This window comes from Glycomyces mayteni (assembly GCF_042428885.1).
Lineage (GTDB): Bacteria > Actinomycetota > Actinomycetes > Mycobacteriales > Micromonosporaceae > Glycomyces > Glycomyces mayteni.
On record NZ_JBHMBP010000005.1, the window covers coordinates 494,521 to 513,118 of the forward strand.

Here is an 18,598-nt window from a genome sequence, read left to right on the forward strand (position 1 = left end):
GCCAGAGGTTATAACCTATAACCTTCGGCTGTCACTGACGACACGACCCCGCAAAGGAGCGGCAGCGATGTCCACTCGACCCCTTCCCCCCGCACTGACCAGGCGGGGCCTCCTCGGCGCCGCCGCCGTCGGCGCCGCGGGCGCGCTCGCCGCCTGCGGCGAGGACGAGACCCCCTTGCCCGCCAATGAGATCGATGCCGAACAGGTCCCCGACTACTACCCCGCCGAGTACGCCGACATCCTCGCCGCCTCGAAGGAGGAGGGCGGCGAGCTGGAGGTCTACTCCAACACCGACCAGGAGAACTGGGCGCCGATCCTCCGCGACTTCCAGAAGAAGTACCCGTGGGTCGAGAAGATCAACGCCTCCAACCTCGACAGCGACGAGGTCTTCCAGCGCATCCTGTCCGAGCAGGCCACCAACGGCTCCCCCGCCGACCTCGTCGTCTCCAACGCCGCCCAGGCCTGGGCCGAGTACGCCGGCGGCGAGGGCCGCCTCCTCGCCCACGACTCCCCCGAACTCGCGCACCTCCCCGAGTTCGCGCTGCTCCTGCCGAACGTCTACGCCATGTCCGTCGACCCGCAGACCATCGCCTACAACACCTCGCTCATGCCCGAGGCGCCCACCGGCATCGGCCACCTCGCCGAGCTCGTCGCCGCCGACACCGGCCTGTTCGAGGACAAGCTGACCTCCCGCGATGTCGGCGGCGCCTTCGGGTTCACCGTCTCCCGCACCTTCACCGATCACGTCCCCGACGCATGGGAGCACCTGGAGACCCTGCTGCCGCTGGCCCGCCCCGAGACCTCCTCGGGCACCCAGAACGAGAAGATCCTCGCCGGGGAGTACCTCGCCGGGTTCTTCATCAGCGCCGCCCCCGCCAACCCCGTCGTCGCAAACTCCGGCGGCCTCTTCGAGATCGTGTTCCCCCAGGACGGCACCGTGCTGCTCCCCCGCGGCATCGGCATCGCCCACGGCGCCCCGCACCCGAACACCGCGCGCCTCTTCGTGGACTTCCTGCTCTCCGAGGAGGGCCAGCGGGCCGTCGCCGAAGGCGGCCTCGCGTCCTACCGCGACAGCGTCGAGCAGGTCGAAGGCCTGCACACCTACCAGGAGGTCGTCGACGCCGTCGGCGAGGACGCGATCATCTTCGCCCCCTACGAGCTCGTGGACGAGGCGGAGGTGGACGAGTTCACCGCCCGCTGGAACGGCCTGCTGGAAGGCGGCAGCTGATGACGGCCACCGCAGCGCCCCCCGCGCCGCCCTTCAAGGGCGAGGACATCGGGCGCCCGCCCCGGCGCCGCCGCCTGCTCGGGATGGGCCGCGAGCACGCCGTCTACTGGACCGTCCTCGTGGTCGTGGCCCTGTTCACGCTCGCGCCGGTCGTCCCGACGCTCGTCCAGTCCCTCATGGACCGCCCCCTGTACGAGGCCGGGGGCCTGTTCACCGTCGAGAACTACACGCGGCTGTTCACCGAGGCCGGGTTCGGGCGGGTCGCCCTGAACACGGCCCTGTTCTCGGCGCTCACGACGGTGCTGGCGCTGGCGTTCGCGGTGCCGATGGCCGTGGTCGTGGTGCGCACCAGGCTCCCCGGCGGACGGGTGTTCGCCGCGGCCATGCAGTGGCCGTTCTTCATCTCCTCGCTCATCCTCGGCTTCGGGTGGATCGCGATGTACGGCCCGGCCGGGTTCGTCTCGGTGTGGGTGCGCGATCTCGTGGGGACCGTCCCGTGGGACCTGTACTCGATCCCGGGCATGGCGCTGACGGAGGCGGTGGCGCTCGCGCCGATCGCGTACGTGTTCTGCGCCAACGCGCTCCGGCGCTCGGACGCCTCGCTGGAGTCGGCCGCGCAGGTGTGCGGGGCCCGGCCGCTGCGGGTCCTGTTCTCCGTGGTGATCCCGATGCTGCGCCCGCCGATGGTGTACTCGGCGATCCTGGTGTTCTCCGTTTCGCTTGAGACGCTGAGCATCCCGCTGATCTACGGGCAGCCGGTGGGCATCGAGGTGTTCTCGACGTTCCTGTACCACCACGGCCTCAAGTCGATCGACCCCGACTACGGGGTGATGGGCGCGGCCTCGGTCGTGATCCTCGTCCTCACCGTCGCCGCGGTCGTCGTGCAGGCGAAGCTCCTGCGCAACGCGCAGCGGTTCGTGTCGGTGCGCGGCAAGGCGACGCGTCCGCGGCGCCTCGACATCGGCGGCCTGAAATGGGTCGCGGCCGCGTTCATCGCCGTGTACCTGGTGTTCGGGGCGCTCATCCCGATCGGCGGTCTCGTGTTCCGCTCGTTCACGCTGGTGTTCACGCCGCTCCAGTCCCCGTTGCAGACCCTCACCGTCGAGAACTACGAGCGGATCTTCTCGTTCGCCTCGTACGTCCAGTCGATCACCAACTCGCTCATCGTCTCCGCGGTCGGCGCCGTCGCCGTCAGCGTCCTCGCCACGGCCGCGGTCATGGTCGCCAAGCGCTCGACGTTCCGCTTCGGGCGGGCAGTGGAGTTCCTGTCGCTCGCACCGCAGGCCATGCCCGGGATCATCGTCGGCATCGGCATGTTCTGGGCCTTCGCGTACCTGCCGTTCGGCCTCGGCGGGCTCGTGCAGGGCACCCTGTTCGCCGTCATCGTCGGCTTCTCCGTGCGGGCCCTGCCCAGCGCGTTCGGCTCGGTCGCCCCGGCGGCCATGCAGATCGGCACCGAACTCGACAACGCCGCCCGCGTCTCGGGCGCGGACTGGCTGCGCACCTTCTGGAGCGTCCTGGCCCGCCTGGTCACGCCCGCGTTCGCGGGGGCGCTGATCCTCACCTTCGTCATCATCCTCAAGGAGTACTCGCCCGCGGTGTTCCTCGCCTCGGCCGAGTCGAACGTCATCGGAACCACGATGCTGGAGCTGTGGAAGCAGGGCAACACCGGCTCGGTGGCCGCCCTCGCCACGCTCCAGATCGCGATCACCATGGCCTTCGTCGGCCTCGCGGGACTCCTCATGCGCAGCAAAGCAACCGAACCTTCCAAGGAGGACGACCATGCCTGACGTCCGGATCACGAACCTGGTCAAGCGGTTCGGCGAGACCACCGTCCTCGAAGGGGTCGACGCGGCCATCGCCGACGGCGAGTTCTTCACGCTCCTGGGCCCCTCGGGGTGCGGGAAGTCCACCACCCTGAACTGCGTCGCGGGCCTGGAGCGGCCCTCGGGCGGGACGATCAGCGTGGGCGGCACCGTGTTCGTCGGCGACGGCGTGTTCCTCCAGCCCGAAGAGCGCAACCTCGGCATGGTGTTCCAGTCGTACGCGTTGTGGCCGCACAAGACCATCGCCGAGAACCTCGCGCTCCCGTTGAAGCTGCGGAAGATCGGGCGGTCCGAGCGGGACCGGCGGATCGCCGAGGCCCTCGCGAAGGTGGACCTCGGGCACCTCGCGGGCCGGTATCCGCACCAGCTCTCGGGCGGCCAGCAGCAGCGCGTCGCCCTCGCGCGGGCGCTCGTGTACTCCCCGTCGGTGCTCCTGCTCGACGAGCCGCTGTCCAACCTGGACGCGAAACTGCGGGAGCAGGCCCGGGCCTGGCTCAAACGCCTCCAGGCCGACCTGGGGATCACGACCGTGTACGTGACGCACGACCAGGAGGAGGCGCTCGCGCTCTCCGACCGGATCGCCGTCATGTCCGAGGGCCGCATGACGCAGGTCGGCACGCCCGTGGAGATCTACGAGACCCCCGCGGCCGCCGAGGTCGCGGCGTTCGTGGGCCGCTGCAACTTCCTCCCCGGGCGCGTCGCGGCCCGCACGGACGGCCTGGTCGAAGTGGACCTGGACGGCGCGGGCACCGTCCGCGTCGCCTCCGGTCTGCAAGCGCGCGAAGGGGATGCGGTCACCGTGGCCGTCCGGCCCGAGCGCCTGGAGGCCGTCCCCGCCGGGACCGCGGCCACGGGCGCGAACGCGCTTCGCGCCGCCGTCGTCACCGGCTCCTACGTCGGCTCGCGCTACGAGTACCTGTTCCAGGTCGGCGACCGGACCGTCCAGGTCGACAGCGCCCGCGCCCGCCTCGGCGGCGAAGCGGACCTGCTGTTCGGTCCCGAGGACGCGCTCCTGTACGCCGACCCGGTCCCCGCCGCCAAGTAACTCCTGAGAAAGGACCTCCATGACTCACTCCTACGCGCTCGGCGTCCTCCACGGCGACGGCATCGGCCCCGAGATCGTCCCCGCCGCCGTCGCGGCCGCCGACGCCGCCGCCCGGGCCGCGGGCCTGGCGCCGATCGAATGGCGGGAGCTGCCGCTCGGGCTGGCCGCCATCGGGACCCACGGCTCGGCCGTCCCCGAATCGACCCTCGACGCGCTCGAAACGGTCGACGCCTGGCTGCTCGGCCCCCACGACTCCGCCGCCTACCCCGAGCCGCACCGCTCGCTCCTCAACCCCTCGGGCACCATCCGCAAGCGCTTCGACCTGTTCGCGAACATCAGGCCCGCCAAGTCCTTCGAGGGCGGCCGTGCCGTCGTCCCCGGCACGGACCTCGTGATCGTCCGCGAGAACACCCAGGGGTTCTACGCCGACCGCTCCACCTACGCCGGGACCGGCGAGTTCATGCCCACCCCCGACACCGCCATCGCGATGGGCATCATCACCCGCAGCGCGGTCGAGCGCATCGCCCGCGCGGCGTTCGAGCTGGCCCGCACCCGCGGCAAACGGGTCACCATCGTGCACAAGGCGAACGTGCTCAAGCTGACCACGGGCCTGTTCAAGTCCGTGTGCCTGGAGGTCGCCGCCGCCTACCCGGACGTGGCCGTGGACGACTTCCACATCGACGCCATGACCGTCCACCTCGTGCGCCGCGCCCACGAGTTCGACGTCATCGTCACCGAGAACATGTTCGGCGACATCCTCTCCGACCTCGCCGGAGAGCTCGCCGGGTCGCTCGGCATCGCGCCCTCGATCAACGCCTCCGACACGAAGGCCATGGCCCAGGCCGCCCACGGCTCCGCCCCCGACATCGCCGGACGCGACGTCGCCAACCCCATCGCGATCATGCTCTCCGCGGCGATGCTCCTCCGCTGGCTCGCCGCCGGCCACGACGACCCGCGCGCCCTCGACGCGGGCGACCGGCTGGAGGCCGGAGTCGAAGCGGCCGTGCGGGACGGCGTCGCGACCGCCGACATGGGGGGCACCGCCTCCACGAGCGCGTTCACGGCCGCGGTCGTCGCCGCCGTCGGGCGGGCCTGAATGGGCGCCCCGAAGGTCGCACTCGTCCACGCGACGGCCGCGTCGATGCGACCGGCGCACCTGGGGTTCGCCGCAGCGTTCCCCGAGGCGGTGCTGTGGAACCTGCTGGACGACCGCCTCGTCGTCGAGGCCGACGAGGCCGGCGGCCTCACCGAGCCGCTCGCGGCGCGGATGCGGAGGCTGATCGGGCACGCGATCGGCGGCGGCGCGGACGCGGTCCTGCTGACCTGCTCGATGTACGGCCCGGTCGCCGCCGCGACCGAGGCGGCGGTACCGGTGCTGCCGTCGGACCTGGCGCTGTTCGAGGCCGTGCGGGACTCCGGGGCGCAGCGCGTGGAAGTGCTGTGCCCCTTGGCCCCCGCGGTCGCCGACACGGTGGCGCGGCTGGGCGAGGCGGTGCCGGGCGTGCGCATCGAGGGCACGCGGGTGGAAGGCGCGAGCGGGGCCGGCGAGCACGAACTGAACGCGCTCGTCGCGGCCGCGGCGGGCCGCTCGGAGGCCGACCTCGTGGTCCTGGGCCAGTTCTCCCTGGCTCCGGCCCAGGAAGCGGCCCAGGCGGCCTCGGCCGTGCCGGTCCTCAGCGCGCCGCGCCTCGCGGCGGACCGACTCCGATCGCTCCTGGCGGCGCCGTGAACGCGATCCTGATGGGCTGCGTCGCCGACGACTACACGGGCGGGACCGATGCGGCCGCGTCGCTGCGCAGGGCGGGCCTGCGGACCGTCCTGCGCTTCGGGCGGCCCGAGCCGGGTGAGCCGCTGCCCGAATGCGACGCCGTCGTCATTGCGGTGAAGACCCGAAATGTACCGGCGGCCGAGGCCGTCGCCGCCGCACTGGCGGTGCGGGACTGGCTCGGGCCGGTCGCCGAGGCCTACTTCAAGTACTGCTCGACGTTCGACTCCACCGACGCCGGGAACATCGGCCCGGTCGCCGACGCCCTGCTCGACGCCACCGGCCGCGCCCTCGCGGTCGTCTGCCCGGCCAGCCCCGCCCACGGCCGCACCGTCTACCGCGGTCACCTGTTCGTGGAGGACCGCCTGCTGTCGGACTCATCGATGCGGCACCACCCGCTGACCCCGATGACCGACTCGGACCTGGTCCGCGTCCTCGCCCGCCAGACCCCGCACCCGGTCGGGCTGCTGCGGCTCGACACGGTCCGCCGCGGCCCGGCGGCCGTCCGCGCGCGACTCGAAACGCTGGCGGCGCAAGGCGTCCGCCATGTGGTCGCCGACGCGACCGCCGACGAGGACCTCACGGCCGTCGCCGAGGCCGCCCGCGGCTTCGCACTCGCCACCGGCGGGGCGGGCCTCGCCGGAGCTCTCGGACTCGCGGAAGCGACCGGGAGCGCCGCGCCGGTCGGGGCCGCTCGCACCGCCTCGAAAGGTCCCGCGGGCGCCGCGAGGCCGTCCGAGGTTCCCGAACCGCCGTCGACACCCGGGCTGGTGCTGGCCGGGTCGTGTTCGGCCGCGACGCTAGCGCAGGTCGCCGCCGCACGCGAGGCGTTCCCCTCGTACCGGCTCGACCCTGCCTCGACAAGCGACCCGGCCGAACTGCTCGCCCGAGCGAGCACCTGGCGCAAGGCGCACCCGGGCGGACCGGCCATGGTCTACGCCTCCGCGCCCGCCGCTGAACGCGGCGCGAGCCGGCTCGGCCCCGACACGGCCGCGATCCTGGAGCGGACCCTCGCCGCGCTCGCCGTCGAGGCGGTCGCGGCCGGGACGCGGCGGCTCGTGGTCGCCGGGGGCGAGACCTCCGGAGCCGTGGTCGAGGCGCTCGGCGTGCGCGCCGTCGAGGTCGGCGCGGAGGCGGACCGGGGCGTGCCCTGGTGCGTCACCGCCGATGGCCTGGCGCTGCTGCTCAAGTCCGGGAACTTCGGCGCCCCGGACCTGCTCGTCAGGAGCGCCGCCGCATGAGGGAAGCACTCGTCGCAACGGGCCGCTCGCTGTTCGAGCGCGGACTCACCCACGGCCGCACCGGGAACCTCAGCGTCCGCGAGGGCGACTCGATCTGGGTCACCCCGACCGGCGCCAGCCTCGGCACGCTCGACCCGGACGGGCTCGCCCGTCTCGACACGAGCGGCCGGTACCACGACGGCCGCCACAGCAGCGGCGGCCCGATCAGTCCCGCGGTTCCGACAAAGGAGCTGTTCCTCCACGCCGCGCTCTACCGGGCCCGGCCCGACGCGCGCGCGGTCGTGCACCTCCACAGCCCGTACGCGACCGCCGTGTCCTGCATGGACGGGCTCGATCCCGCCGACGCGCTGCCGCCGCTCACCGCCTACTACGCGATGCGCGTCGGCCGCCTCCCGCTCCTCCCGTACCACGCGCCGGGCGACACGGCGCTCGGGCCGGTCGCCGAGGCCGCTGCGGCCGACCACCATGCGCTGCTGCTCGCCAACCACGGCCCGGTCGCCGCCGGGCGCGACCTCGCCTCAGCCGCCGACGCGATCGAGGAGATCGAGGCGACCGCCCGCATCTTCCTGCTGCTCCAAGGGGTGCCGAACCGGCCCCTCACCCCCGAACAGATCGAGAGGACCCGCCGATGACCGCCATCGACCCCGACCGCCTCACCGGGTTCGGCGCCGCCGTCCTCGCCTCGCTCGGCGTGCCCGAGGACGACGCCCGACTCGTCGCCGCCAGCCTCACCGCCGCCGACCTGCAAGGCCACCCGTCGCACGGGATGCTGCGACTGGGCTGGTACGCCGCCAGGCTCAAGACCGGGGCCATGAAGGCACGCACCGAACCCGAGACGGTCGCCGACCTCGGCGCCGTCGCGGTCGTCGACGGGCGCGACGGCATCGGGCAGGTCCTCGCCGACCGCGCCTGCCGCGAGGCGGTCGAGCGCGCCGGACGGCACGGCGTCGGCGTGGTGGCCGTGCGCGACTCCGGGCACTTCGGGACGGCCGCCTACTGGACCAAGCGGATCGCCGAGGCCGGGTGCGTCGGCATCCTGACCACCAACGGAAGCCCCGCGATGGCGCCGTGGGGCGGGCGCGAGAAGACCGTCGGGGCGAACCCGTGGTCCATCGCGGTGCCCGGCGGGGAGCACGGCCCGGTCGTGCTCGACATCGCGAACACGCTCGTGGCGCGCGGGAAGATCTACGCCGCCCGTGAACGCGGCGAACCGATCCCGCAGGACTGGGCCACCGACGAGACGGGCGCGCCGACCACCGACCCGACCGCGGCCATCGCCGGGACCCTGCTGCCGATGGCGGGCCACAAGGGGTACGCGATCGCGTTCATGATGGACGTCCTCTCCGGGGTCCTCACCGGCTCGTCCTACGCCACCGGCGTGACCGGGCCGTACGTGGCCGGCGAGCGGAGCGGCTGCGGGCACCTCGTGCTCGCGATCCGGGTCGACGCGCTGATCGACCGCGGCGAGTTCGACCGGCGCATGGCCGACCTCATCGCGACCACGAAGGGCGTGACGCCCGCGCCCGGCGCCGCGGAAGTCGTCGTGCCCGGAGAGATCGAGGCGCGCAACGAGGCCCGCGGCCGCCGCGAGGGCGTCGTGCTGCCCGCCAAGACCATCGAGGACCTGCGGGCGCTCGCCGAGGACCGCGGCGTCCCGTTCACGCTAGAGGGAACCCGAGCATGAACGCCCGCAACGGCACCGAGCACGAACTCGCCGTGGGAGGCGAGCGGTTCCGGATCCACCGGATCGCGGGCCTCGCGCCCGCGACGATGCCGTACAGCCTGCGGATCGTCCTGGAGAACCTGCTGCGCCACGGCGTCCCCGCCGACCAGGTCGAGGCGCTCCTGGCCTGGGACGGGACCGGGACGGCGACCGCCGTGGACCTCAACCCGTCGCGGATCTTCCTGCACGACACCAACGGCGTCCCGGCCCTCGCCGACCTCGCCGCGATGCGCGACGCCGTCGCCGCCCGCGGCGGCGACCCCGCGCGGGTCAATCCGCTCATCCCGGCCGAGCTGGTGGTGGACCACTCGGTGATCGTGGACCACTTCGGCAGGCCGGATGCGCTGGCGCTCAACACGGAGCGCGAGTACGAGCGCAACGGCGAGCGGTACCGGTTCCTCAAGTGGGCCGAGGTCGCCTTCGACTCCTTCGCGGTGGTGCCGCCCGGGACCGGGATCATGCACCAGGTCAACCTGGAGCGCCTCGCGCGCGTCGTGGAGGCCCGCGACGGCTGGGCCTTCCCCGATCTGTGCCTGGGCACCGACTCGCACACGACGATGGTCAACGGCCTCGGCGTCCTCGGCTGGGGCGTCGGCGGGATCGAGGCCGAGGCGGCGATGCTCGGGGAACCGGTGTCGATCCCGCTCCCCCGGGTCGTGGGCGTGCGCCTCACCGGGGCGCTCCCGCCCGGCTCCACCGCCACCGACCTGGTCCTGCACCTGACGGAGCTGATGCGCGGGCGCGGCGTGGTCGGGAAGTTCACCGAGTTCTCCGGGCCGGGCGTGGCCGCGCTCGGCGTCCCCGACCGGGCCACGATCGCGAACATGAGCCCCGAGTTCGGGTCCACGTGCGCGTACTTCCCGATCGACGCCGAGACGATCCGCTACCTGCGCTTCACCGGCCGCCCCAAGTCGCAAGTGGAACTCATTGCGGCGTACGCGAAGGCGCAGGGCCTCTGGCACGACCCCGAGCGCCCGCCGCGGTACGCGGAGACGCTCGACCTGGACCTGGGGACCGTGGTCCCCTCGCTCGCCGGGCCGCGCCGCCCGCAGGACCGGGTCCGGCTCGACCGCGCCCGCGGCCGCTTCAGGGAGTCACTGGACCGGCCGTCCCGCCCGACGACAGTGAACATCGGTGGCGATGTATCCTCCATCGACAACGGGGCCGTGGCCATCGCCGCGATCACCTCCTGCACCAACACCTCCAACCCCGCGGTCATGGTCGCCGCCGGGCTCCTCGCCCGCAACGCCGACCGCCGCGGCCTGCGGCCCAAGCCGTGGGTCAAGACCAGCCTCTCCCCCGGCTCCCGGGTCGTCGCCGACTACCTCGCGAAGGCCGGGCTCACCCCGCACCTCGACGCGCTCGGGTTCCACCTCACCGGGTTCGGGTGCATGACGTGCATCGGCGCCTCCGGCGGGCTCATTCCCGCAGTGTCGCGGGCCGTCCGCGAGGGCGACCTGTCCGTGGCGGCGGTCCTGTCGGGGAACCGGAACTTCGAGGGCCGCATCAACCCCGAGGTGCGCATGAACTTCCTCGCCTCCCCGCCCCTGGTCGTCGCATACGCCCTCGCGGGGACCATGGACGCCGACCTCGCGGCCGAGCCGCTCGGCACCGATGCCGAAGGGGCGCCGGTGTTCCTGGCCGACCTGTGGCCGAGCCCCGAGGAGGTGAACGCGGTCATCGCGGAGGCGGTCGACCCCGGCATGTTCGCGGAGGCGTACGCCGACGTGTTCGGCGGGGACGAGCGCTGGCGGTCCCTCGACGCGCCCGAGGGCGCGGTCTTCGCCTGGGACGCGGCCTCCGACTACCTCCGGCGACCGCCCTATCTGGACGGACTCCCGGCCGAGCCGGAGCCGGTGGGCGACATCGCGGGCGCCCGCGTGCTGCTGCACCTGGGCGACACCGCGACCACCGACCACATGTCCCCGCCCGGCGCCATCGGCGCCGACACCGTGGCGGGCCGGTACCTGCACGACCGCGGCGTCCCCGAGCGGGCCTTCAACACCTACGCCTCACGGCGGGGCAACCACGAGGTCATGGTGCGCGGCGCGTTCGCGAACGTGCGCCTGCGCAACCGCCTCGCCCCCGGCACCGAGGGCGGCTGGACCGTCCGCGACGGCGAGGCGGCCACCGTGTTCGACGCGGCCGCCGCCTACCGCGAGGCCGGGGTCCCGCTCATCGTGCTGGCGGGCAGGGAGTACGGCACGGGGTCCTCACGGGACTGGGCGGCGAAGGGCCCGGCGCTGCTGGGCGTCAAGGCCGTCATCGCCGAGTCCTTCGAGCGCATCCACCGCTCCAACCTCGTCGGCATGGGCGTGCTGCCCCTCCAGTTCCTTCCCGGCGAGAGCGCGGAGACGCTGGGGCTCACCGGCTTCGAGACCTACACGGTCACCGGGATCGGCGAGACGACCGCGACCGTGCGCGCCGACGGCCGCGAGTTCCGCGTCACCGTCCGCCTCGACACCCCGCGCGAGGTCGCCTACCACCGGCACGGCGGCATCATGCCGTACGTGCTGCGGACCCGCTTCAGCCGTTGAGGCCCTTGGCGAGGAAAGTGATCGACTCGTCGATCTCGGGCAGGCGCGGCAGGTGGTTGAGGTGCCCGTGGGTCATGCCCGGCGCGACCCACGTCTCGACCGGGACGCCGACCTCGGCGAGCTGGCGCGCGAGCAGTTCTCCGGAGGCCCGCAGGTCGTCGTACTCGGAGACGAGGACGCGGGTCGCGGGCAGCCCGTCGAGCCGCGCCGCGCCCGGGAGGGCGTCGGCGGGCACGTCGCTGATGCGCCCCACGTAGTTGCGGACCATGCCCTCGACATCCTCGGGTCCGAACCGGGCCGGGACCTCGGCCATCTCCGGGTACAGGGCCCAGTCGAGCGACGGGTTCGGGTAGTGCGCGAACGGGTAGGCGAGCAGCAGCGCGTCGGCCGGCCGCGGCCCGACGTCCCTGGCGCGCAAGGCGGCCGAGGCCGCCAGCGCGCCGCCCGCGCTGGCCCCGCCGATGCCGATCGGCAGGTCCGCGAGCTCGCCGAGTCCGGCGAGCCAGGTCCAGGCGGCGTGGACGTCGTCGATCGGCACGGGGTAGAGGGTCGTCTCGCCGTCGGCGAGCCGGTAGTCCACGGAGACGACGAGCGCCTGGGCGCGGCGGGCGAGTTCGGCGGCGACGACGTGTCCTTCGGGCATGTCGAGGTCGCCGTGGCGGAAGCCGCCGCCGTGGGCCCACAGGATCGCGCCGCCGAGCTCGCCCTCGGGCCGGTAGGCGCGGACGGGCACGGGCCCGTGCGGGCCGTCGACGGCGGTGTCCTCGACGGCGAGTCCGCTGGTGTCCCACGGCCCTTCGGCGAACGGCTCGCCTTCCCCGCTGAAGACGGCGGTGAAGTAGGGGTGGACCGGCATGGGGGCCTCCGTGGTGTGGCGCGTGGTGCGGCGGGTTGGGTGCGGTCAACTTATACCGCGTGAGACCGCTTTCCGCGGGGGCGGGTCAGGGGCCGAGGTGGATGAAGCGGGCCCAGTAGGCGGCGTCGCGCGGCTCCTCGGCGCGCAGGGCGCGGACGGCCTCGTGCAGGGCCCGGGCGGATCGGGCCGGGTCGATCCGGCCGTCTTCGATCACCTGCGTGTAGAAGTGCTCCGCGATCGCGGCGGCGGCGCCGTCGAAGACGGTCCACAGGGTGCCGACGACGTGGGGCCATCCGGCGTGGAGCATCGCGGCGGCGACGTTGACGGCCTCCTCCAGGTGCACCGCTCCCCCGGTGGCGGTCTGGCAGGCGGAGAGGAACGCGAGGCTGCGGGGCCGGGCGGGCAGGTCGGCGACGTCGTCGGCGCGGATGCGCCCGGCGGTCTGCCAGTCGTAGGGGACGAGGCCGCCCGCGGCGGGGTCGGCGAGGTCCTGGACGCCGTGGGTGGAGAGGTGGACGACGGCGTGGGCGCCGAGGGCCTCGATCATGGCCGTCCGGGTGGCGTCGGCGTCGTGGAGGGCGGCGACGTCGCCGCCGAGGAGGCCGGTGAGTTGCCGCCGTTCGCGGTCGACGCCGGGGAGGGTCGCGAAGCCGCCGGGCGTGTTCGGGATGGAGACGAGGAGCGCGGGCCCGGTGCGGCCCGGCGGGGTCTGGGTCCGGGCGTGGGCGAGGGCCCGGAGGGTCGGGGTGTAGGAGGAGACGGCGCGGCCGAGGACGGTGCGGCCGTCGTCGGTGTGGTGGTGTCCCGCGGCGTGGATCGGCAGGAGGGTCAGGGGTCCGGTGGGGCTCCACCAGATCCGCGGCAGCGGGCCGGGGCCGGGCGCGAATCCGAGGTGGTCGAGGACGGGTGCGGCGACGTGGCTCCAGAGCCATTCGAGGACTGTGTTGGCCTGGATCTCCAGTTCGGGGTCGCGGCGCGGGCCGCGGTTGCGCTGGAGCGCGGTCAGGTAGCGGTTGGTCTGCTCGGTGAGTTCGGCGTGCGTGAACGGCAGCGGCAGGCTCGTGACGCCGGTGTCGGCGGCGATGAGGGCGTCGCAGCGCCAGCGGCTGGCGTTGAGGACGACCACGGGTCCGGTCCCCGGGGGCGGCAGGAGCCGTTCGAGGGCCGGTGCGGCCATGAACTCCGCGGGGTGCGGGAGGGCCGGGCTGGCGGGGAGCGCCCGGATGCGTTCCAGGAGGGCGTCGAGGCGGCGGGCGGCGTCGTAGGAGGCGCGGTGGGCCCGGTCCGGTTCCAGGAGGCGGTCGGCCTCGGGTCCGCGGAGCGCGGTGAGGCAGTGGTCGAGTTCGGCGGCGAGCCCGGGGTGGGCGGCCTGGAGGCCGGTCGGGTCGGATCGGCGGTCGAGGAGCTGGCCCCACCGGACGCCGCGGCCCTGTTCGAGGAGGCGCACGGCTTCGGCGGGGTCGCCGGTGGCGAGGGCGCAGGCGGCGGCGTCCATCGCGAGGATCGCGGCCTCCTGTTCGAGGAGGTGGCGGCGGTCCGCTTCGGACAGGCCGTGCCAGGCGAGGCGCGGGAGCAGGCCGACGGCGGTGCGCAGCAGCGGGAGCGCGGCCTGCGGGTCGTCTTGGTGCATCAGGAGTCTCGCGGCGGCGTCGGCGGCGCGGATGCGCAGCGCGGGCGGGCCCGCGGTGTCGGCGGCCGCGGCGGCGAAGGTCTCGGCGGCGGCCAGGTCGTCGTCCCGTTCGGCCAGGACCCTGCCCAGCAGCCAGAGCATGTTGCCGCGGGCCGCGCTCCACTCGGGGGTGAGGTCGAGCGCTTCGCGCACGAGGTGTTCGGCGCGGTCGAGGTCGCCGGGGTCGCCGAGGGCGAGGTGGCGGCGGTGCACCAGCTCGGCGAGGTCGAGTCGGAAGATCGCGGCGGCCCGCTCGCGGCCGGGCGCTGCGGCGACCGCCCGCTCCATGAGCGCGACGGCGGCGTGCAGGTCGGTCTCGTCGCCGGAGTCCTGGAAGCGCACGAAGTGGGCGTTGGCGAGGACGGTGAGGCGGCCGGGGAACTCCTTGTGGCCTGGGGAGGTGAGCGAGACCGACTCGCGGCCCAGATCGATGGCGGCGGCGAGCGCGTCGGGGTCGCCGAACCGGTGGTGGCGTACCAGGGACACGGCGGTGAGCTCGTCCAGGGCCGCGGCGCGCCTCGGCTCGCTCGGCGGGGTCAGCGCGACCGCCGCTTCGGCGGCGCGCACCGCTTCATCGAGGTCGCGGGCGTCGGCGTTGAGGGTGAAGCGGGTGCGCAGTGCGGTCGCGAGGTGGGTGAGCCTCGCCGGTTCGCTGGTGGCCCCGCCGGTCGGCGCCTCCGCGGCCAGGCGCGCGGCCGCCACGGCGGCGTCGGCGCGGTCGAGGTCGCCGGTCGCCTCGGCGGACTCGCGGAGGGTCATCGAGTAGTCCATGAGGGCGTCGGCCCGCCGGAAGTCGAACTCGCCCAGGGCGTCCACCGCCGCGCCGCCCGCGGTGACGGCGGCTTCCAGGTCGGACGGTTCGCCGGTCTCACCGAAGACGGCCCGCAGCGCGTTCGCGGCGTTGCCGAGCACCACCCCGGCCTCGGGCTGGCCGTCGGCGAGGAGGTCCACGGACTGCCGGGCCAGCGCCACCGCCTCGGTGAGGTCGGCGGGGTCCCCGGCGATGTGGTGGCGGGTGCGCAGCGCGTTGACGAGGCTGGACATGCGGACGGCGAGCATCGGCGTCCCGGGCGGGGTCGTCGCGACGGCGTGCCGTGACGCGTCCACGGCGCGGTCGAGGTCGGCGCTGTCGCCGCCGATGCGGTAGCGGGTGAACCGGGCGTTGGCGAGTTCGGAGTGCGCCCGCGCCTCGTCCTGCAAGGGGCCCTGGGCGATCAGGGCCTCCAGGAGGCCCGCTGCGGTGTCGGCGTCGGCGAGGGACCGGGCCCGCATGGACCTGATGGCGAGGGCGTCGGCCAGGAGCAGCGCGAGGAGTTCGGCGAGCTGCGGCTGCGCGCTGAAGGCCGGCGCGGCGGCGCTCCAGGCGTCGACGGCCGCGTCGAGGGAGTCCGGGTCGCCGGTGGCCTCGTAGCGGGCCTGGTGCATGGTGCCGAGGTTGAACAGCGCGGGGTTCGGGTCGGTTTCGCCTGCGGCGCAGGCGAGCCAGGCGGCGATGGCGTCGTCGATGCGGCCGGTGTCGCGGCTCCCGTCGGCGCGGCGGTGCAGGGTGAGCGCGAGGTCGAACCGGTAGGCGCGGGCCTGCGGGTCGTCGTCGGGGGCGGCGGCGACGGCGGCCCGGAAGCAGTCGATCGCCGCGTCGAGGGTGCTGCGGCCGTGTGCGTCTCGGGCGAACTCGGCGAGGCCGCGCCGCCACCAGCGGTGGGCGAGGCCGGGGTGGTCGGGCGGCGCGAGTTCGAGCCAGCGCCGCCCGGTCTCGGCGGCTTCGGCGGCGTCGTCGGGGTCTTTGACGAGTTCGCATCGCCGCCACAGGGCGTCGGCCAGCGCCGCGAGCCGGTCGAAGCCGTCGGCGTCGGCGACGCGCAGGTAGGCGGCGGCGAGGTTGGCGGCGGCCGGGTCGGCGGTGTCGGCCGCGTACGCGTGGAGGGCGGCCAGCCTCAGGAGGCGTTCGCGCTGCGGGTCGTCGTCGTGGTCGATGAGGCCGCGGAGCGCCTGGGGGACGGCGGCGGGGTCGATCTGGCCGATGACCGCGAACATGCCTGCGGCGCTTGCCGCTTCGCCGCGTAGGAAGTGGAACAGGGCGATGGCGAGGGAGGCGCGGAGGGCGGTGGGGAGGTCGGTGATGCGCCGGAGGCGCAGTTCGGCGGCGAGGGCGGCGGCGCGCTCGTCGACGGGGTCGCCCGGTTCGCCGGAGACGGCGGCGGTGAGCTGGTCGATCAGGGCGGAGACCGGCGTCATGCCCGACCCCTTTCGTTCGGGAGTCCTTCCAGGCTAGGGGATTCGGGCGGGCCGTGCTCGCTACGATGGGCGGATGGCAAGTGACGCCGAGGCATCGCCTCCCGACACCGATCCCGTCCCGGCCGGGTCGGTCCCGCCGGAGCCCGCGGCGGGGACGCGGCCGCCGCCGGACGCGTCGTGGCTGCGGACCGACGAGGTCAGGGGTTCGGGCGCGGAGGGGTCGGACATGGCGCTCGACCGCCGGGAGCGGCCGGAGGGATGAGCGACGCGGCGCAGGGGCAGGTGTACACGGAGTACATCGCGGCCCAGTTGGCGGGCGAGCACGGGCGGCGGGTGAGCCTCCAGGCGAGGTCGCAGTGGCTCGTGAGCGCGGCGGCGGTGCTGCTGACGCTCATGACGGGCGTGGTCCTGTTCGCGCCGTTGGAGGTCGAAGGCGGCGCGCCCGGGTGGCTCCGGGCCGGGTACCTGGTGTCGCTGGCGGCGCTCGTCGTCGCCGCGGCGGCGGGGATCTGGGCGGGCCGGGCGTACCGGTACGAGGTGGCCGCCGAGGCGACGCTGTCGGCGATGCTCCGGGAGCACTGGGGCGACCATCCGGTGGACGCGGGGAACCTGGTGGGGCGCCTCCAGGTCGCGGAGCTGATCTCGCTGCGGCACGGCAACAACCTGATGGCGCGGTGGGTGCTGGCCGGGCAGGTCGCGCAGCTGGTGTTCCTGGCGCTGTTCACGGCCTGCGCGGTCCTGGACGCGGCCCTCGCCCGGTAGCGGCGGGAGCGTGCGCCCCCGCCGCGGCGCGGGTTCACCAGTCGACGTGGCCGAGGCGGTCGGTGAAGGTCGCGGTGGGGCCGTCGGCGTCGAGGAGGGCGAGGCGGATGAACGGGTCGGAGCCCTCGGTGACGGTGAGCTGGCCGCGGTGGCCGTTCATGTCGGTGGCGGCGAACTTCCCGGTGGCGACCTCCCCGGGGGTGACGGCGTTGAACTTGATGCCCGGGAACGCCTGGGCGTAGCGGACGGTGAGCATGTTCAGGGCGGCTTTCGAAGTGGTGTAGGCGAGTTCGTGCATCTTGGAGACGGCCTGGCCCGGGTCGGTGACGACGGCGAAGGACCCGGCGGCGCTGGAGACGTTGACGACGCGGGGGTTGTCGGCGGCCTGGAGGAGCGGCAGGAACGCGTGGGTGACGCGGACCGGGCCGTACACGTTGACCTCGAAGGCGGGTACCAGGTCGGCGGGCAGGGCCTCGCCGGGGTGGACGATCGCGCCGGGCGACCCGGCGTTGTTGACGAGGACGTCGAGGTGGTCGGCGTGCTCGCGGACGAGGCGCTCGGCGGCGGCCACGGACGCGTCGTCGGTGACGTCGAGCTGCACGAAGACGACGTCGATCCCGTCGGCGGCGAGCGTGTCGGCGGCGGCGCGGCCGCGGGCCTCGTCGCGTGAGCCGAGGAAGACCTTCCAGCCCTGGGCGCCGAGGCGGCGGGCGGTCTCCAGGCCGAGGCCCTTGTTCGCGCCGGTGACGAGCGCGGTTTGGATGATCGGAGTTTCCATGGCTACCATCTGCTTCCTGTCGGGGTTGCTCTCACTGCTCTGACGGATCGCAGCGGAGGAACCAGACGGATGCGCGAAGAAAACATCTCGGCTCTTGAGTTCGAGGGCCACCGGCCGCATCTGCGGGCGGTGGCGTTCCGGATGCTCGGCTCCCTCAGCGAGGCCGAGGACGCGGTGCAGGACGCCTGGTTGAAGGCGTCGCGCGCGGACGTGTCGGAGGTCGAGAACCTCGCGGGGTGGCTGACGACGGTGACGGGCCGGGTGTGCCTGGACCTGCTGCGGTCGCGGCAGTCGCGGCGCGAGGACCCGTTCGACGGCGAGGAGCCGCGGGTGCGCCTGGGGCGGCGGGCCGACCCGGAGGAGGAGGCGGTGCTCGCCGACTCGGTGGGCCTGGCGATGCTGGTGGTCCTCGACGCCCTGTCGCCGGTGGAGCGGCTCGCGTTCGTGCTGCACGACCTGTTCGCGGTGCCGTTCGCGGAAATCGCGCCGATCGTGGAGCGCAGCCCGGAGACCACGCAGCGGATCGCGAGCCGGGCCCGCGCCCGCGTCCGCGGTACCACCGCGGTCGACGGCGACCTGGCACGGCGGCACCGGGCGGTGGAGGCGTTCCTCCAGGCCGCCAGGGACGGCGAGTTCACCACGCTCCTGACGCTGCTGGACCCGAGCGTGACGCTGCGCCTGGACGAGGCGGCGATCCGGCTCAGCGGCGGCGCGGACCTGGTCGGCGCGCGGGCGGTCGCGGAGGCGTTCTCCGGTCAGGCGCGCCTGGCGCGGGCCGTGCTCCTGGACGGCGAGGTCGCGGTGGCCGTGGTGCCGCGCGGCAACCTGCTCATGGTGTTCACGCTCCGCTTCGAGGGCGACCGGATCGCGGAGATCCGCGCGATCGGCGACGAGGCGGCGCTCACTGCGCTCGAACTCCACGTCCCCTAGATT

15 protein-coding genes are annotated in these 18,598 nt (G+C 74.1%); 12 read left to right on the forward strand and 3 right to left on the reverse strand.

What is annotated here, in order from left to right; translation table 11 throughout:
• The first annotated feature begins 67 nt into the window (after nucleotides 1-67).
• Genes ACFFXY_RS23895 through acnA form a run of 9 tightly spaced genes read left to right on the forward strand, consistent with a single transcriptional unit; the run spans nucleotide 68 to nucleotide 11,365 of the window.
• The gene (locus ACFFXY_RS23895) at nucleotides 68-1,228 is read left to right on the forward strand and encodes an ABC transporter substrate-binding protein (RefSeq protein WP_382356539.1); all 1,161 of its coding nucleotides are present in this window, start codon (nucleotides 68-70) and stop codon (nucleotides 1,226-1,228) included.
• Complete coding sequence (locus ACFFXY_RS23900) at nucleotides 1,228-3,018, forward strand: ABC transporter permease (RefSeq protein ID WP_382356541.1); 1,791 nt, start codon at nucleotides 1,228-1,230, stop codon at nucleotides 3,016-3,018. Before ACFFXY_RS23895 ends, ACFFXY_RS23900 begins: the two co-directional genes overlap by 1 nt.
• Complete coding sequence (locus ACFFXY_RS23905; RefSeq protein WP_382356543.1) at nucleotides 3,011-4,099, forward strand: ABC transporter ATP-binding protein; 1,089 nt, start codon at nucleotides 3,011-3,013, stop codon at nucleotides 4,097-4,099. The genes ACFFXY_RS23900 and ACFFXY_RS23905 overlap by 8 nt, the downstream gene beginning before the upstream one ends.
• 19 nt (nucleotides 4,100-4,118) lie before the next feature.
• Nucleotides 4,119-5,195 (forward strand): isocitrate/isopropylmalate dehydrogenase family protein, encoded by a 1,077-nt coding sequence (locus tag ACFFXY_RS23910; protein WP_382356545.1) that lies wholly within the window; start codon nucleotides 4,119-4,121, stop codon nucleotides 5,193-5,195.
• Nucleotides 5,196-5,828 carry a hypothetical protein gene (locus tag ACFFXY_RS23915; RefSeq protein WP_382356547.1) on the forward strand — a complete coding sequence of 211 codons (633 nt, stop codon included), beginning with the start codon at nucleotides 5,196-5,198 and terminating at the stop codon, nucleotides 5,826-5,828.
• Between the two features lie 11 nt (nucleotides 5,829-5,839).
• Nucleotides 5,840-7,105 (forward strand): 3-oxo-tetronate kinase, encoded by a 1,266-nt coding sequence (gene otnK / locus ACFFXY_RS23920; RefSeq protein ID WP_382356732.1) that lies wholly within the window; start codon nucleotides 5,840-5,842, stop codon nucleotides 7,103-7,105.
• Nucleotides 7,102-7,737 carry a 3-oxo-tetronate 4-phosphate decarboxylase gene (otnC, locus tag ACFFXY_RS23925; RefSeq protein WP_382356549.1) on the forward strand — a complete coding sequence of 212 codons (636 nt, stop codon included), beginning with the start codon at nucleotides 7,102-7,104 and terminating at the stop codon, nucleotides 7,735-7,737. Before otnK ends, otnC begins: the two co-directional genes overlap by 4 nt.
• Complete coding sequence (locus tag ACFFXY_RS23930) at nucleotides 7,734-8,789, forward strand: Ldh family oxidoreductase (protein ID WP_382356551.1); 1,056 nt, start codon at nucleotides 7,734-7,736, stop codon at nucleotides 8,787-8,789. The genes otnC and ACFFXY_RS23930 overlap by 4 nt, the downstream gene beginning before the upstream one ends.
• On the forward strand, nucleotides 8,786-11,365 hold the full coding sequence (gene acnA / locus ACFFXY_RS23935) for an aconitate hydratase AcnA (RefSeq protein ID WP_382356553.1): 2,580 nt from the start codon (nucleotides 8,786-8,788) through the stop codon (nucleotides 11,363-11,365). Before ACFFXY_RS23930 ends, acnA begins: the two co-directional genes overlap by 4 nt.
• Here acnA and ACFFXY_RS23940 read toward each other — a convergent pair.
• Both ACFFXY_RS23940 and ACFFXY_RS23945 read right to left on the reverse strand, forming a co-directional pair.
• On the reverse strand, nucleotides 11,355-12,221 hold the full coding sequence (locus ACFFXY_RS23940) for an alpha/beta hydrolase (RefSeq protein WP_382356555.1): 867 nt from the start codon (nucleotides 12,219-12,221) through the stop codon (nucleotides 11,355-11,357). The two genes, acnA and ACFFXY_RS23940, sit on opposite strands and share 11 nt — an antisense overlap.
• Before the next feature lie 85 nt (nucleotides 12,222-12,306).
• Complete coding sequence (locus tag ACFFXY_RS23945) at nucleotides 12,307-16,125, reverse strand: CHAT domain-containing protein (RefSeq protein ID WP_382356557.1); 3,819 nt, start codon at nucleotides 16,123-16,125, stop codon at nucleotides 12,307-12,309.
• Between the two features lie 73 nt (nucleotides 16,126-16,198).
• Here ACFFXY_RS23945 and ACFFXY_RS23950 point away from each other — a divergent pair, with 73 nt between their 5' ends.
• Together ACFFXY_RS23950 and ACFFXY_RS23955 are read left to right on the forward strand one after the other, a co-directional pair.
• Entirely contained in the window at nucleotides 16,199-16,387 is a 189-nt protein-coding gene (locus tag ACFFXY_RS23950) for a hypothetical protein (protein WP_382356559.1), read from the forward strand.
• Nucleotides 16,384-16,887 carry a hypothetical protein gene (locus ACFFXY_RS23955; RefSeq protein ID WP_382356561.1) on the forward strand — a complete coding sequence of 168 codons (504 nt, stop codon included), beginning with the start codon at nucleotides 16,384-16,386 and terminating at the stop codon, nucleotides 16,885-16,887. The genes ACFFXY_RS23950 and ACFFXY_RS23955 overlap by 4 nt, the downstream gene beginning before the upstream one ends.
• Nucleotides 16,888-16,921: 34 nt before the next feature.
• Here the strand turns inward: ACFFXY_RS23955 and ACFFXY_RS23960 are convergent, their stop codons facing one another.
• Entirely contained in the window at nucleotides 16,922-17,665 is a 744-nt protein-coding gene (locus tag ACFFXY_RS23960) for an SDR family NAD(P)-dependent oxidoreductase (RefSeq protein ID WP_382356563.1), read from the reverse strand.
• Between the two features lie 69 nt (nucleotides 17,666-17,734).
• Here ACFFXY_RS23960 and ACFFXY_RS23965 point away from each other — a divergent pair, with 69 nt between their 5' ends.
• Complete coding sequence (locus ACFFXY_RS23965) at nucleotides 17,735-18,595, forward strand: sigma-70 family RNA polymerase sigma factor (protein WP_382356565.1); 861 nt, start codon at nucleotides 17,735-17,737, stop codon at nucleotides 18,593-18,595.
• Nucleotides 18,596-18,598: the final 3 nt, after the last annotated feature.

What these genes read in the sequence shown, in the direction of transcription:
- otnC (WP_382356549.1), top strand. Translation starts at nt 7,102, where the DNA reads ATGAGGGAAGCACTCGTCGCAACGGGCCGCTCGCTGTTCGAGCGCGGA.
- ACFFXY_RS23915 (WP_382356547.1), top strand. Translation starts at nt 5,196, where the DNA reads ATGGGCGCCCCGAAGGTCGCACTCGTCCACGCGACGGCCGCGTCGATG.
- ACFFXY_RS23965 (WP_382356565.1), top strand. Translation starts at nt 17,735, where the DNA reads ATGCGCGAAGAAAACATCTCGGCTCTTGAGTTCGAGGGCCACCGGCCG.
- ACFFXY_RS23955 (WP_382356561.1), top strand. Translation starts at nt 16,384, where the DNA reads ATGAGCGACGCGGCGCAGGGGCAGGTGTACACGGAGTACATCGCGGCC.
- ACFFXY_RS23945 (WP_382356557.1), bottom strand. Translation starts at nt 16,125, where the DNA reads ATGACGCCGGTCTCCGCCCTGATCGACCAGCTCACCGCCGCCGTCTCC.
- otnK (WP_382356732.1), top strand. Translation starts at nt 5,840, where the DNA reads ATGGGCTGCGTCGCCGACGACTACACGGGCGGGACCGATGCGGCCGCG.
- ACFFXY_RS23960 (WP_382356563.1), bottom strand. Translation starts at nt 17,665, where the DNA reads ATGGAAACTCCGATCATCCAAACCGCGCTCGTCACCGGCGCGAACAAG.
- ACFFXY_RS23910 (WP_382356545.1), top strand. Translation starts at nt 4,119, where the DNA reads ATGACTCACTCCTACGCGCTCGGCGTCCTCCACGGCGACGGCATCGGC.
- acnA (WP_382356553.1), top strand. Translation starts at nt 8,786, where the DNA reads ATGAACGCCCGCAACGGCACCGAGCACGAACTCGCCGTGGGAGGCGAG.
- ACFFXY_RS23905 (WP_382356543.1), top strand. Translation starts at nt 3,011, where the DNA reads ATGCCTGACGTCCGGATCACGAACCTGGTCAAGCGGTTCGGCGAGACC.
- ACFFXY_RS23895 (WP_382356539.1), top strand. Translation starts at nt 68, where the DNA reads ATGTCCACTCGACCCCTTCCCCCCGCACTGACCAGGCGGGGCCTCCTC.
- ACFFXY_RS23940 (WP_382356555.1), bottom strand. Translation starts at nt 12,221, where the DNA reads ATGCCGGTCCACCCCTACTTCACCGCCGTCTTCAGCGGGGAAGGCGAG.
- ACFFXY_RS23950 (WP_382356559.1), top strand. Translation starts at nt 16,199, where the DNA reads ATGGCAAGTGACGCCGAGGCATCGCCTCCCGACACCGATCCCGTCCCG.
- ACFFXY_RS23930 (WP_382356551.1), top strand. Translation starts at nt 7,734, where the DNA reads ATGACCGCCATCGACCCCGACCGCCTCACCGGGTTCGGCGCCGCCGTC.
- ACFFXY_RS23900 (WP_382356541.1), top strand. Translation starts at nt 1,228, where the DNA reads ATGACGGCCACCGCAGCGCCCCCCGCGCCGCCCTTCAAGGGCGAGGAC.